Genomic DNA, 14,362 nt, shown 5'->3' on the forward strand with positions numbered 1-14,362 from the left:
TGCCCGAGGCCTGACAGAAACTTCAATAGCGCGCCTGGCCGCTCTGGAAACTCCACCCGATACACGCGTTCCTGGCCAACGCTTTCTGGTGCAAGCCCACCCACCATATAACGAACATGCAGCTTGGCCATTTCGTTGTCAGTAAGATCCTCGCACTCATAGCCCTTCTCGGTGAGCTGGGTCAAAAGCGCATGTAGATCATCACCGCCTGGCTCCACCGACATCCCCACAAACACCCGCGCACCCTGAGCACTGCTATAGCGGTAATTAAACTCAGTGATGCTGCGGCGCCCGAGGTTACTGCAAAATTTTCGGAATGCGCCTGGCTCTTCCGGAATAGTGACGCTAACCACAGCCTCACGCTTCTCACCGATCTCGGTACGCTCTGAGATATATCGCAGCCGATCAAAGTTGGTATTCGCGCCGCTAAGCACCGCCAACAGCTGCTGCCCCTGAACACCTTCCCGCTCGACATACTTTTTGAGCCCCGCCAAGGCCAGCGCCCCAGCCGGCTCGGCAATGCCCCGGGTGTCCTCAAAGATGTCCTTGATCGCCGCGCACATTTCATCGGTGCTCGCGGTAATCACCTCATCAACTGTTTCGCGAATAATTCGAAAGGTTTCCTTGCCGACCTGAGCTACCGCGCAGCCATCCGCAAACAGCCCCACCTCTGGCAAAGTTACTCGCCGACCCTTTTCCAGAGCCGCTTTAAGGCAGGCCGCGTCTTCAGGCTCCACGCCGATAATTTTGGTTGTTGGCCAAACGTAACGAATATAAGCCGCCATTCCAGCTAATAGGCCGCCCCCGCCAACGGGGATAAATACCGCATCCAGAGGCTCCTGATGCTGGCGAACAATCTCCATGCCTACAGTGCCCTGCCCCGCAATGACATCAGGGTCGTCAAAGGGGTGCACATAAGTGAGGTCTTTCTCCTTTTGCAGCTTTTGCGCGTGAACGGAGGCCTCGTCAAAGTTATCTCCATACAGAACTACATGGGCACCGCGGTTTCGCACAGCATCAATCTTAATACTCGGCGTTGTTCGCGGCATCACAATCGTTGCTGAAACGCCTAGATGCTGCGCTGCCATGGCCAGACCCTGGGCGTGGTTTCCCGCAGAGGCCGCAATGACGCCACGCTCCCGCTGCGCCGCGCTCAGGCGCGTCATTTTGTTGTACGCACCACGGATCTTAAAAGAGAACACGGGCTGCAGATCTTCGCGCTTCAGCCAAATACTGTTATTGAATCTTTTGGATAACAGCATTGCTTGATCCACAGGAGTCTCCCGCGCCACGTCATAAACGCGCGCTTCGAGAATCCGCTTGATGTAGGACTCAGGCATAACAAGGGTCAACTGGTAAAACATGCATATTAATGCAGTGGCAAGCAGCTTGCAGCCAGCGTTTTGGGGACTCCTACACCAAGACGGTAAAAGTTTATGGAACGCGGCCTCCCAGCTCCATCCCCGCACGGGTACACTGGGCCAAACTCAGGCTCACCACGAGAGACGGATGAATCAGGACAGCCTCAAGCTGAGCGTTGCGCAGGCCGCGCTCGACATCATCAAGCCGCAGCTCGAGTCCGACACGGTATTGGGCATCGGAACCGGCTCTACCGCGAATATGTTTATCGATCTACTGGCCGATGTGGCTCACTGCTTCGATGGCGCAGTAGCTAGCTCACAAGCCAGTACCGAACGACTTAAAAGTCACAACATTCCGGTCTATGACCTGAACGCTGTGGACCAGGTGGCGGTGTACATCGATGGCGCCGACGAATGTAATGAGGCATTGGAGCTCATCAAAGGAGGCGGTGCAGCACTCACGCGGGAAAAAATTGTCGCCGCGGTGGCCAAGGAATTTATCTGCATCGCCGATGCTAGCAAGTGGGTCCCGGTGTTGGGAGAGTTCCCCCTACCGATAGAGGTCATCCCCATGGCCCGCAGTCACGTTGCCCGGGAAATCGTCAAACTCGGCGGCGATCCTGTTCTTCGCGAAGGCGTGATCACAGACAACGGCAATGTGATTATCGATGTCTACAATTTCCCCATAGCGCAGCCCCTGGCCACCGAGGCAAAAATAAACGGGATTGTCGGTGTAGTCTGCAATGGCCTGTTCGCATTGCGCCCGGCCGACCGATTGCTCTTGGGTACCGCGGAAGGTGTACGGGATATTAAGCGTCCAAAATCTTTCCTGGATTCATAATCCCCGCCGGGTCAAATACCCGCTTGAGTTGCGCCATAAGGGCAATCTCAGCCTCAGAACGGCTGTACCCCAAATACGGTTTTTTCAATAAGCCCACACCGTGCTCCGCCGAAATGCTACCTCCATGACGAGCCACAGACTCGAACACACCCTGGCTCACCGACCCACAGCGCGCCTGAAACTCTTCCATGGGCATGGCATCAGGCTTGAGAATATTCAGGTGCACATTGCCGTCGCCGATGTGTCCAAACCAAATGATTTCAAAATCTGGATAGTTAGCACTTACTAACGCCTCAACCTCCTCAAGTAGAGACGGCACTCGAGACACGATCGTCGAAATGTCATTTTTGTAAGGCGTCCATCGCGAGATAGTCTCAGAGATATCCTCGCGCAATCTCCAGAGCGCACTGGCCTGGGCGAGACTCTGACTCATGACCCCGTCTTCAACCCAGCCGGCCTCCACACAGTGCTCAAAGCAGTTCATGGCGGCAACCTCAGCACGCTCATCCTGCTTCTCAAATTCTAGTAATGCGTAGTAGCGGCTCGCGGTCTCGAAGGGCCGCAGTAAACCTTGATGCTCAATGACCTTGGAGAGCGCTTCTTCAGAGAAAAACTCAAACGCCTCTAAACGCACTCGGTCCCGAAACGTTCGCAGCACCTGCATGATCGACACCATATCGGGAGTGCCCAACACCATGACAGCACGCTCGGCAGGCTGCGCCTCTAAACGCATTGTGGCCTGGACGATAATACCCAAGGTCCCTTCAGACCCAATCATGAGATGCCTAAAATCATAGCCGGCGTTGTTTTTTACCAAGCCTCGGTTCAAGTCTAAAAGCTCTCCAGTACCCGTTACCACTTTTAGGCCCGCGACCCAGTCTCGGGTCATACCGTAGCGAATAACTTTGATGCCGCCGGCATTTGTGGCGATGTTGCCACCAATCTGACTGGAGCCACTGGAGGCAAAGTCCACGGGATAAAACAGCCCCTGTTCTTCGGCAAACTCCTGAAGCTGTGCGGTAACAACGCCGGCGCCACAGCTCACGGTACGATCCGTGGCATCAAAACCGCTCATTTCATTCATGCGATCCAGGGCGACCACCAGTTCGCCATTGGCGGCGACCGCGCCTGCGGATAAACCACTACGACCACCCGAGGGCACCAGCGCGACATTTTCTTTGCAGGCCCAGCGCACAATAGCCTGCACCTGCTCTATAGACGATGGTAAAACGACAGCCGCCGGATTGGGCTTATGTACCCGCGTCCAGTCTCGTCCGTACTGGAGGCAGGATTCCTCGTCAGTACGCAGGCCTTTTTCATCGACCAGCGACGCCAGTGATTCGAGTTGTTGAGGACTTAGCACGGGGCTCTCCGAGAAAATACCGAGGTCAGGTAGCGGGATCCAGACGCCGCGGCGGCGTATGCTACCATGCGCCGCCGCGGCGCTCAGGCTGCGTGAATATCATTCAGAAGCACCCTGCAGAGTTACCCAAAAATGGCGCAGAAATCCCTCGAAAAAACCAAAATTCGTATCCTGTTGCTCGAGGGCGTGCACCCCTCGGCGATTGAAATTCTTAATCGCGCCGGGTACTTCAATATTGAGCATCACAGCAAGTCCTTGCCCCCAGAGGAACTTAAGCTGGCGATCGCCAAAGCGCATTTTGTGGGTATCCGCTCGCGCACTCAACTGAGCGAAGAAATACTCGCCGCCGCACCCAAACTCATTGCCATTGGCTGCTTCTGTATTGGCACTAACCAGGTGGACCTGGACGCAGCCACACGTCGCGGAATCGTAGTGTTTAACGCGCCGTTTTCCAACACACGAAGCGTCGCAGAGTTGGTCATCGCCGAAGCCATTCTTCTCTTGCGTGGCTTGCCTGCCAAGAACGCCGCCGCGCACCGCGGCGAGTGGCAGAAGTCAGCCGCCCACTCCTATGAGATTCGCGGCAAGCGCCTGGGCATCATCGGCTACGGCAACATCGGCATGCAGTTGGGCGTTATTGCTGAGGGCCTGGGTATGCGCGTGCAGTTTCACGATGTGATCAATCGCCTGCCCATCGGCAATGTCCAACAAGTCATTGGTCTGGATACGCTGCTGTCCAACTCCGATGTTGTCAGCCTCCACGTCCCCGAAACTGCCGCGACCCACAACATGATCGGCGAGCGAGAGCTCGCCTTGATGCCTGCAGGCAGCATATTGATCAACGCCTCCCGGGGCACGGTGGTGGACATTGACGCCCTCGCCACGGCACTGGAGAGTGGACACATTCGAGGTACGGCGATTGATGTGTTCCCGGTGGAGCCTCGCTCCAACGACGACGAATTCATATCGCCGCTGCGGGCCTTCGACAATGCCTTCCTGACGCCACATGTAGGTGGCAGCACCATGGAGGCTCAGGCCAACATTGGGGCTGAAGTTGCCGAGAAGCTGTCACGATATTCAGACAACGGCACGACCATAAGTTCGGTTAATATGCCTGAGGTAGCGCTGCCCGAGCATGATGGCTGTCACCGTTTACTTCACATACACAGGAATGTTCCTGGCGTGATGGGTGCAATTAACAACATTTTTTCAGAAATTGGCGTCAACATTGCTGCGCAGTACCTACAAACCAATGAGCATGTAGGTTACGTGGTCATCGATATTGACGCTGAATACTCAGAAGTCGCCCTCGAAAAACTGACGGCGCTGGAAACTACGTTGCGGTGTCGAGTATTGTTTTAAAGACGCACAAGGTCACAAAATGCAGCACGACGCTAATCGCGCTGGCTGCAATGGCGTTCGCGCCTTTTTGCTCGGCACAATTTGTTGATGGTGACCACACAGAGTGCTGCTCCTCGATAACGCCCCAGGCTTCTGCGCCAACCTACTATGGCGCCAGCATGTTCCGAGAGGACGACCCTAGAGCGGCCGCAAAATTTCTCATTGCCGAACCTCTCGATCCTCCCGCTTCCTCAAAAGTTCTACTAGAAACCCTTGAAGACCAAGAGCTGGAGGAAGGCCCGATGTCTCCGGGCCTTGCAACAACCCTGGGGTATTTGGGCGCGGCTTATTTGGCAGAAGACCGCATAAATCTGGCAATTCGGGCCTTCAGCCGAGGCATTCATCTTGCCCGCGTAAACGGCGGCCTGAATACACCCACTCAAATTTCCATGCTGGAGCAACTCATTGCCACCCATGTTCGTCGCGGTGACTACGCCGCCGCGGACAAGCAGCAGGCCTATCTCTACCGCATCAAGAGCCGCGGCCAACAGCATGCGGGCAACGACGAGCTGCGCGAAGCAACGCTGCGCTACGCTGATTGGATGCGTGGCGTTTACCTGGGTGACATCGACTACCAGCGATTTCCGCGACTCGTGGGCATCAGCGACCTTTATGACCAGGCCATAGACGATGTCATCACAGCGCAGGGGGATAAGAGCCTCGAATTACTGCCCTACTTACAGGGCAAAATTGAACTGTCCTATCTGGTATCGGTATACCCCGGCGAACAGGAGACCGGTTTCCGTGCGGGCATGGGTCAGATGGCGGGCTTTGATGTGGCAAGCGAAGCACAATTGAGATTCTGGAGACTGCAGGAGCATAACTTCCGGTATGGCCTGCAGGCACTCGCCCACAAGGAAAAAGTCGTCACGGCACAACCCAACGCCACGGCCGATGATCGAGCCAGCGCACGCCTGGCCATCGCCGATTGGCACCAATGGCATCGACGTTACGCGCCTGCCGTGCGCATCTATAAAGAAACCTGGGCTATGCGAACGGCAGAAGGCGGCGCTGAGGCGTGGTTGACCAAGACCTTCGAGGAACCTCTGGAGCTGCCCGTAGAAACCGTATTTAATCCCGGTGCTGTTCCGCTTGGGACGACAAACCTTGCAGAAGTCGATATTGATTTCGCAGTATCCCGTCACGGCGAAGCCGTCGATATCAGCATTGCGACAGATGCGACGGGCGAAAACGCGAAGTCCGCAATCAATCGTGGCTATCGATACCTGCGCAGCGTGCGCTTTCGACCAAGGCTCGAAGAAGGACGGGTTGTGGCGGCAAGCGATATGCATCGCACTTACAAGATAAGGTACTGAATCATGTCCGTTGGGGCTGAACCGAAAAAAATATTCGTCGAATCGCAAGCCATGGTTCGCCAAGGTGACGCCCGCGGCGCACTGAGCTTTTTGCAAAACGCGGCGCCGCAACTAAGCGGTCACGTGGACTTCCACATGAATGTGGCGATTGCCCAGCGTGCCTTGGGAGACTTGCCTGCCGCCATTAAGGCACTCAACAGTGCACTGGCTATCGACCCCTATGCCTTCATGGCTATGCTGTCCAAAGGCGCAATCCTTGAGCAAATGGGCGAACTGCGGAAGGCTGCCGAGGTTTACAAAGATGTGCTACGCATCGCACCGCCAGAGTCAGAAAGACCCGCGTCGCTGGCCCCCCCGATGCAGCGCGCGCAGGAAGTCGTTGATCAACAGTCCGCTGCAATGGCAGAGCACTTTCGCGCTGCTCTCGGACCGCTGATGAAAGAGTATGGCGGCGAATCGCTGACACGCTTTGAAGAATGCATGGACGTGGTAGCCGGGGTAAAGCGGGTTTACAACGCCGAGCCCGTGCAGGTGCACTACCCGCGCCTGCCGGCAATCCCGTTTTTCGATCGCAGCTATTTTCCCTGGTTTGAAACACTCGAAGCTGCGACTGAGACTATTCAGGGAGAGCTTCAGACGCTCATGAACGAAGGCCTGCCGGGCTTCAAACCTTATATACAGTACGCTCCGGGGACTCCCGAAAATCAGTTCAAGCCCCTAAACCACTCCGACAACTGGAGCTCATTGTGGCTCTGGAAAGACGGCAAACCACAACAGGAGGCCATGGCCCGCTGCCCTAAAACCACTGCGATACTGGCACAGCTTCCGCTGGCCGATCAACCGGATTTCGCACCTACCGCATTGTTTTCCGCGCTGGCGCCACACATGAAAATTCCGCCCCACACGGGCTCCACCAACACACGTCTACTCGTGCATCTGCCCTTGGTGCTGCCGGGACCCGCTGGGTTTCGTGTGGGCAATGAGGTGCGTGAGTGGCGCATCGGCGAGGCCTGGGCCTTTGATGACACGATCGAGCACGAAGCCTGGAATGACGCCGACCAGACACGCGTGATCATGATCTTTGATATCTGGAACCCGCTGCTGAGCGCCGCCGAGCGCAGCATGATCTCGGCGCTGCTGGGCACGCACCGGGACTGGCTGGCGGAGTCTGGGAAATAGCGGTGGCTCGATGCAACGGGAGTCCTATTACTCCTCAGTGAGCCTTTATCCCTAGTTTTAGCCTTAGCCTTAGCCGAGCATGCCCGCACCCTGCAAGCGCGACCGCAAGGCATCAAGGCCTGAGCCGGCACGCGTCGCTGCACCAATGGACCGGGTGTGCAGCAGTGGCAACACCTTCGAGGCGCTGATCACCGTGTTGACCGCGATCGTCGCGTCGGTATCCAGCATGCCTTCCTCAAACTCCAGATCGCAAAAGCTCAGCATCCGTCGCGCTTCGGTATCGGGATCCCGCACAAGCGCCTCATAGCTGACATCAAGAATCTGCTGCGGATATAGGTCTTGCCAATGCTTCATCTGCGCACGATAGCTCAGGTAGTAATCCGCCAGCTCCTCCAGATTGTAGGAGTAACTGTGGGCGCCAAAAATCAACGATTTGAACACTGAATAGCAGGTATCGAGGGGACCTCGATGCATATGAATGATGCGCGCACCGGGCATAGCAGCCAGGATGTGCCCGCAGTACAAAAAGTTATAGGACGTACAGTCCACAAAGCGGGCGCCATCACCTGCTCGTTCTCGAGCAGCGGCGGTATAGCGCGGACCGAGCTCTGCAAAATCTACTGCAAGAGTAGCCTCGGCATCGGACACGTCCGCCGGGGCCGCGTCGCGTGCCATAAGCCCCAGCACTCGTCGGAACTCACCCAGCTCACCAGCCCCCGTGACGGCACTGTGGCTTGCGAGCACTCGCTCTGCTAAACGAATCCCTGATCGCGGCATACCCACTATAAATATTGGCCCGGGCAGGTCTTCGCCGCGCGCCAGCTCAGCCACGCGCGCTAGCGTAAAGGTCTCGCGAATATCCTGCTGAGCACCAAGCTCTGTGGCGGGATCGTAGTTGATCAGCTTTCTGTAGGCTTCGGCTCCGGCGCTGTAGGCAGTGTAGGATTCCTCATAAGAAGCTAGGTCTTCGAGCTCTTTTCCTAAAGAATAACTGGCTATCGCAGTAAGTTGGGGCTCACTATTTTTTGCCAGAACATCGCGCAGCTCCGCTACATGGTTATCTTTGGCCGACCAGCTGCGCAGCTGCGCTCGCAGGTGCAGGGATCCGGCGTCAGTAGGAGACAACTCTAGCACTTGGGCCAAATGCTTCTCGGCGTCGTCGATCAAGTCCAGCTGCGCCTCTGACACGGCGAGAAGATAGAGGAGCTGCACGCTCTCGGGATTCTTGTCTCGCGCAATCAACAGGCAGTTACGCGCTTCCTTTAACTGAGCAAGCTCGATAAATACTTGTGATAAAGCGGCTAGTTCTTGCTCCTTAGCCGCCAGTAAATCGACCTCTCGCGCACAGCTAAGTGCGCGCTTCCACTGGCCATCAAAAAGGCATAGCTGCGCTTTGCGAAGCAGTAGGCGGGGGGTGTTGCCGAGGGACTCCTCGAGGGCATCGAGATGCTGCAAGGCGGCGGGTGCGTCGCCTCGCAAACTCTCGACATCCGAAGCGAAAAAGCGGACCTCCAAGCTGTCAGCAAACTCGCTCAGTAACGCATTGGCCAAAGTCTCGGCATCCTGCAGACGTCGAGCCTGTATCAGCTGGGATCCCTCGTTGAGCAAATCTTGCAAAGTTGGCTTGCTGGAATCGATAGGGGTCGTGCCAGGGGTGCTGCTCATGAAATTCCTCAACTATGGGGCTCAACGAGCTCCAGGAAGTAAGTCAAACGCGACAGTGATTCGCGGCTGATCAGAATGGAAGGGTAGTGTGCCGTGCCACATGTACGATGGAAACAAAACCAGAGTGCCAACAACGGGTTTCACGGTTCGACGCGGCTCCAGATCGAGACCCAGTTCCTTCATAGGTCTGCCAAACTGAATATGTCCCTGCGTACCCTGCCCCTGCTGGACTTCATCGGGGAGCGAGATATACAGCGCCGAACTCACCCATCCTTCAGGATGAATGTGGTTTGCATGGTAGCCCTGATCTCTCAGGCGCACAGACCAGGCGCCAGACATACGTAAATCGCTCGCTACCTTAGGCCGCGTATTTCGCCCCCAGAAGGGGTGATCCGCGTCCGTAGGCATCTCTTGCACAGCCCCGGCAATGGCGAGCTGGAGTTGCTGCTCCAAACCCAGCAATAGCGGCTCTTTTAAGCGGAACAAAAAACCATTGGTCTGAGTGCCACCGCGTACGCTTTGCTCGATAGGCTGGGCATTGCTGTGATGCAGGCCCTCAAGAATCTGCGTCAATTCAGCGAAGTACTCCGCGCGCGTGGAGAACTCCGGGGGCGCTGGAACCTCTACGGGCATCACCATCCGCGCATAATCCACAAGTTCGCTTTCCCTGGGGTCGCCTAGTAATTGCAGCGCGGTCCCGCGATAAGCGAGCATAGTCTGATCATAGGGTGCTGTTTTAAGCCAACGCCCGGACAACTCTTCGGCGCGCTCTGCTTCTGTGGCGCACAACAACTGCATTGCAAAATTGTGGCTCACATAACTACTATCCGGGCTTTCATCACTGAGCCGCTGCAGCTGCTCCAGCGCCTGCGCCTCCTGCCCCCGCTGCGCGAGATCCAAAGCGGCCAAGACCTGCATATTCGGCGTTGCCGGACAGCCTAGGCGCAGGGATTCCAGCAAAACCTGCTCTACACCCTCTTCCTCACCCAGTCGCTTCATCAGTTCAATCAAGGTTTGCCACAGCGCAGGGTTGCTTGGTCGCTCACGCACGGCTAAACGCAATTTCTCCAAATGATCACGCTTGGCGCCGGAGCTATAGCTCATCTGAGCTGCTGTTTGCTGAAGCAGAGGGTGCTCAGGAAAGCGCTCTACTCCGGCATTCGCGCAGACCACGGCGGCCTCGATGTCACCCGAGTCCAATAAGGCTTCGGCACGGTTTCGATAGAGATCAGGCTGCTCAAACCCCAATTGCCGGGCCCGCTCATAGGCCTCCGCGGACTCTGCAAAATCGCATTCCTGACGCAACAACTGCGCCAAAGAATACTGCAGGCGAGGCGCCTCGGGATTGTGTTTCAGACCGCGCCGACACAGCTCCAAAGCATGCGGTACATCGTTCTGTTTCTGCGCAATAGCGGCGGCCAACTCCCACAGAGGTGGCGCAGCCGGCGCCAAATCCGCCGCCTTGAGCACGTAGCGCATAGCCTGTGGCCAATGCTCTTGCTGATAATGCAGTCGCGCCAGAGCATTCGAGACGTCGACCAGCTCCGGTGCCAGTTTGAGAGCCTCGAGCAGCGTCTCTTGCGCTTCAACAAAACGTTCGCGCTGTCGCAAAAATGCAGCATAGGCAAGTAAAGGTTGAGGGATCTTAGGCGCAGCATGCAGCGCTGCTCTAAAGCTGTCCTCGGCGGCTTCAAAGTCTCCTGCCTGTTGTTGGCCCAGTGCCAACAGTTGCAGGGCGTTGGCCTCACCCGGCATTTGCTGCAGCAGCTGCTGACATAAACGGGCGCAATCAGCGCCTCGCCCTGAGCGCAGCAACTGATTCGCCGTTTGCAGTGACTGGCGATAATTTGGATTCACTTGGGTTCCTACAACTCCTGATGCGTGTGAACGCTGGTCGTGATTAGACCTTACTGATGGACCAGAAAAAAGGGCAGACCTGAAAAAAGCGCTCATTGAGTCTTGAAGGCGGCGAGACAGACGGCAATCCTTTGAGCTGCTCGCGCATCTCGAGCAACGCATCGGCATTGTTGGACGCGCTCGACGGACGCTCAAAGGACCGCCGTCTGCCTCACCTCCGTCAGTGCTACATCGAGGCGTTGTCACGGCTGTGCAAGCGCTGACGGCGGATGGCGGACGGCGCCGCTTTGCTCGAGCGTACGTCGAGCGTGCTGTTTAATACGTAAGTGCCGATAGAGGTGCGCGAGCAGCTCGAGTAAAGCGGGGACGGGCTGCCTACGCCGGCTAGAAAGTCCACTGCTGGAAAAGGCGACCCCTGAAATCCTCGATGAACCAACAAAAGGCAGGCCAAAAAAAGGGCCGACATAGTCGGCCCTTTGCATTCTGTTGGGCGGGGTAACCCCCGCCCAAGTAATCAGAACTGCAGTGTTCCACCAAGGAACCAGTACTGGCCCAGGGGATCATAGATTCCCGGGTAAGTGTTACCGTTCTCACGAGCGGTTACACCCTGGTACACAAAGGGAGGATCTTCGTCCAAGACGTTGTTGATACCGAAACGCAGTGTCGCGCTATCAGTAACAGCCCAAGTCGCCGCAATATCGAAGTAGTTGACATCGTCGATATCGTTCGGAGCGTCTGTGAACTCTTGCGTAGAACCAGCTACGTGACGCCAGATAAGGTTCGCGTTAACGTTCCAAGGTGTCGCCCAGGTAGCCTGGAAACGGTTCTTCAGGTCCGGTGTAGGAATCTGACAAGAACCACCGTAAGTACCTTCACAGTTGACCACGCCCGCACCAGGATACTCTTCCTGATCGAAAGCCAACACAAAACCAGCGATGTTAGCGATACTAACCGTACCCATATCACCAATATCGAAGTTGTAGTTGATCTCAACGTCGACACCCTCTACCCGGAGGAAGCCAATGTTGGTGCTTGCAGCGTTAATGCCGTTAGTAGGACTTGACTGACCCAACCACAAGGTGTCGAGCTGACCACGATTGATTTGATCACAGAACGTAGCATCACCCGTTTCGATACACTGCAGCAGGGTTGTTTCTTCCTGAATACCCTGGATAGCCCCAGTGATTTCGATCTCGTAGTAATCCACGCTCAGCTGCAAACCTTCTACGAAGCTAGGCTGCCAGATCGCTCCAAAGCTGTAAGTATCAGCCTCTTCCGGGTCCAGCGTGGTTGAGCCACCACCGGTTGAGTTGTACTGTGCTGCGGGGCTGTTCTCGGGACCACCACGATCCCAGATAGCCTGAGACACACCAGAACGCGCGCACTGCTCAAAGCTATAACCGCTCAAGCTGACGTTCGCACCATCGCTGGCCTTCAGACAGGGGTCACGATCCATTGCGAACAGGCCTGCGCTTTCTGGCTCAAACAGGTCAACAATGTTTGGTGCACGAACAGCACGCTGATAGCTACCGCGAACTTTTATATCGTCATTGATATCCCAGCTGGCAGCAATCTTGTACGTGTTTGTAGTGGTACCCGTGCTGTAGTCAGAATAGCGGTAACCAAGATCCAGAACCAAAGCTTGCACAAACGGCGCATCTTCAAGAACAGGCACGCTGGCCTCGAAGTAGATCTCGCTCACGTCATAGCGACCATCAACCGGTACAGGAACACCGAAACCACCAGCATCACCGCGAGCAGCGTTGTCAGACAGGTTGTAGGTCAGACTCTCTTCGCGGTACTCAGCACCAGCAACAACCTCGATGCCATTCTCAGCAAACGGTGACACGATACCGTAGTCGCCCAGGCTACCCTGAACGTAACCCATCATGACTTCCTGAGTGGTACGGCCGTTCTCGTAGACTGACTGGCTGAAGTAAGCCGTCGCCTCGTCAGTCACACCACCGGTCTGAAATACGTTGTAAGGCACACATGCACCGTTACCAGACTCACAGCCGATTGAGCCGTCATCCAGCTGAACAGCATTAAGAGCCTCTTCAATACGAATCAGGTCAACGTAGTTGGTGTTGCGGTTAGTCATGTTCACTTCAGCGTACTGATAAGACACGTCATAGCGCCACGTGTCATTGATGTCGCCACGCAGACCGAATACACCGCGGTAAGTGGTGTGGCGCAGAGAACCCTTACGTGGGCCACCCTCTACGTTACGACGACCCAGTGTCGCGCTGTATCGATCGTCAGGCGATGTACAGCCGGTTACACCCAGTTGCTGAGCAGACAGCAGTGGGTTGTTACAGTTGAGGTCGTCAAAGGTTTGGAAGAACACACCAGAAGGACCAAACTGCGTATCGGACTTGGTGTCCATGAACATCAGTTCTGTATAGGCTTCTACGTGCTCGTTGACGTCATAGTGAGCAAATGTGCCCATGGTAGTACGACGATCTGGACGCTGGAAGAACGAGGGTGCGGCAAAGTTAAAGCCAGGACCACGACCTTCAAGCCATTCAGTGCCTTCGGTACGGTAGTTTTCGCCACCAACGATCCATGAACCGGATTGGTTAGTACCCGAACCCAGGCACTCGCCGCTGTTTCGTACGGGACAAGCAGATGTATCACGGTTGAGCTGTGTTACGCCTTCGATGTCACGATAGGTAAGGAACGCAGTAGCATTACCACGACCGTTGTCGAAGTTGCCGCCCATAATAGCGGTGATGTCGTACTGGTCACCGTCAGTAGCAGTACCGGTCGCGAAGGGCTGGCCTGCACGCTCTGCTGCTCCAGCAACAAGACCGCCATCGTTGTCGGCGCGGTACTGGCCACCTTGGAAGTCAATCCTGACGCCTTCGAAGTCGTCCATCATGATGAAGTTAACAACACCTGCCACGGCGTCTGCACCGTAGGTCGATGATGCACCACCGGTCAGTACTTCAACGCGCTCAATCAACTGACCTGGGATCAGGTTGATGTCGGCAGCGTTTGAAGGGCTGTTCGGTGAGTTAGCTGGCAAACGGCGACCATTCATCAGCACCAGCGTACGCTGAGAGCCGAGGTTACGAAGCTGAAGGGTAGCAGTACCCGTTGCTTCAATAGCCTGACCTGATGACTGGTCCAGTGAGATAGCTGGAATCGCGGCGAGTGCGTCCTCGACACGAGTCAGGCCAGTAAAGCGAAGCTGTTCGGCGTCAAGCTGAGTAACTGGGCTTGAAGAGACGAGGTTGGCGCGCTGAATACGCGAACCGGTTACGACTACTTCTTCTACCAACTGCTCTTCCTGGGCATTGGCAGGAGCCATTCCCATCGCGAACGCTGCGCCGACGGCGGCGCTGACCGCCATCGTTAGCGGTTTTTTATCAAACAT

The 14,362-nt window shown here is 56.0% G+C and carries 9 protein-coding genes; 4 read left to right on the forward strand and 5 right to left on the reverse strand.

Annotated elements, in window-relative coordinates; all coding sequences use genetic code 11:
* Positions 1–1,340, reverse strand: a 1,340-nt coding sequence (ilvA, locus tag ACI9KD_RS03170; RefSeq protein ID WP_414979772.1) for a threonine ammonia-lyase, biosynthetic, incomplete at its 3' end; no start/stop codon positions are given.
* A gap of 169 nt (positions 1,341–1,509) precedes the next feature.
* On the opposite strand from ilvA, the gene rpiA reads away from it, so the two are divergent.
* The gene (gene rpiA, locus ACI9KD_RS03175) at positions 1,510–2,202 is read left to right on the forward strand and encodes a ribose-5-phosphate isomerase RpiA (protein ID WP_414979702.1); all 693 of its coding nucleotides are present in this window, start codon (positions 1,510–1,512) and stop codon (positions 2,200–2,202) included.
* On the opposite strand, the gene ACI9KD_RS03180 is transcribed toward rpiA, so the two are convergent.
* Positions 2,171–3,565 carry an FAD-binding oxidoreductase gene (locus ACI9KD_RS03180; protein ID WP_414979703.1) on the reverse strand — a complete coding sequence of 465 codons (1,395 nt, stop codon included), beginning with the start codon at positions 3,563–3,565 and terminating at the stop codon, positions 2,171–2,173. The genes rpiA and ACI9KD_RS03180 overlap by 32 nt on opposite strands.
* A gap of 132 nt (positions 3,566–3,697) precedes the next feature.
* On the opposite strand from ACI9KD_RS03180, the gene serA reads away from it, so the two are divergent.
* The 3 genes from serA (at position 3,698) to ACI9KD_RS03195 (ending at position 7,461) form a co-directional block, all read left to right on the forward strand.
* Positions 3,698–4,927 carry a phosphoglycerate dehydrogenase gene (gene serA / locus ACI9KD_RS03185; RefSeq protein ID WP_414979704.1) on the forward strand — a complete coding sequence of 410 codons (1,230 nt, stop codon included), beginning with the start codon at positions 3,698–3,700 and terminating at the stop codon, positions 4,925–4,927.
* A 158-nt stretch (positions 4,928–5,085) separates the two neighbouring features.
* Entirely contained in the window at positions 5,086–6,282 is a 1,197-nt protein-coding gene (locus ACI9KD_RS03190; RefSeq protein WP_414979705.1) for a hypothetical protein, read from the forward strand.
* Between the two features lie 3 nt (positions 6,283–6,285).
* Complete coding sequence (locus ACI9KD_RS03195) at positions 6,286–7,461, forward strand: aspartyl/asparaginyl beta-hydroxylase domain-containing protein (protein ID WP_414979706.1); 1,176 nt, start codon at positions 6,286–6,288, stop codon at positions 7,459–7,461.
* A gap of 69 nt (positions 7,462–7,530) precedes the next feature.
* Here the strand turns inward: ACI9KD_RS03195 and ACI9KD_RS03200 are convergent, their stop codons facing one another.
* From ACI9KD_RS03200 to ACI9KD_RS03210, 3 genes are all read right to left on the reverse strand, one after another.
* Complete coding sequence (locus tag ACI9KD_RS03200) at positions 7,531–9,126, reverse strand: tetratricopeptide repeat-containing sulfotransferase family protein (RefSeq protein ID WP_414979707.1); 1,596 nt, start codon at positions 9,124–9,126, stop codon at positions 7,531–7,533.
* 21 nt (positions 9,127–9,147) lie between these two features.
* The gene (locus ACI9KD_RS03205) at positions 9,148–10,983 is read right to left on the reverse strand and encodes a putative 2OG-Fe(II) oxygenase (protein WP_414979708.1); all 1,836 of its coding nucleotides are present in this window, start codon (positions 10,981–10,983) and stop codon (positions 9,148–9,150) included.
* A 514-nt stretch (positions 10,984–11,497) separates the two neighbouring features.
* Complete coding sequence (locus tag ACI9KD_RS03210; RefSeq protein WP_414979709.1) at positions 11,498–14,362, reverse strand: TonB-dependent receptor domain-containing protein; 2,865 nt, start codon at positions 14,360–14,362, stop codon at positions 11,498–11,500.

This window comes from Congregibacter sp. (assembly GCF_047617445.1).
Lineage (GTDB): Bacteria > Pseudomonadota > Gammaproteobacteria > Pseudomonadales > Halieaceae > Congregibacter.

Coding starts and splice junctions, on each gene's coding strand:
- rpiA (WP_414979702.1), top strand. CDS start 1,510: ATGAATCAGGACAGCCTCAAGCTGAGCGTTGCGCAGGCCGCGCTCGAC.
- serA (WP_414979704.1), top strand. CDS start 3,698: ATGGCGCAGAAATCCCTCGAAAAAACCAAAATTCGTATCCTGTTGCTC.
- ACI9KD_RS03190 (WP_414979705.1), top strand. CDS start 5,086: ATGTTCCGAGAGGACGACCCTAGAGCGGCCGCAAAATTTCTCATTGCC.
- ACI9KD_RS03195 (WP_414979706.1), top strand. CDS start 6,286: ATGTCCGTTGGGGCTGAACCGAAAAAAATATTCGTCGAATCGCAAGCC.
- ACI9KD_RS03200 (WP_414979707.1), bottom strand. CDS start 9,126: ATGAGCAGCACCCCTGGCACGACCCCTATCGATTCCAGCAAGCCAACT.
- ACI9KD_RS03210 (WP_414979709.1), bottom strand. CDS start 14,362: ATGTTTGATAAAAAACCGCTAACGATGGCGGTCAGCGCCGCCGTCGGC.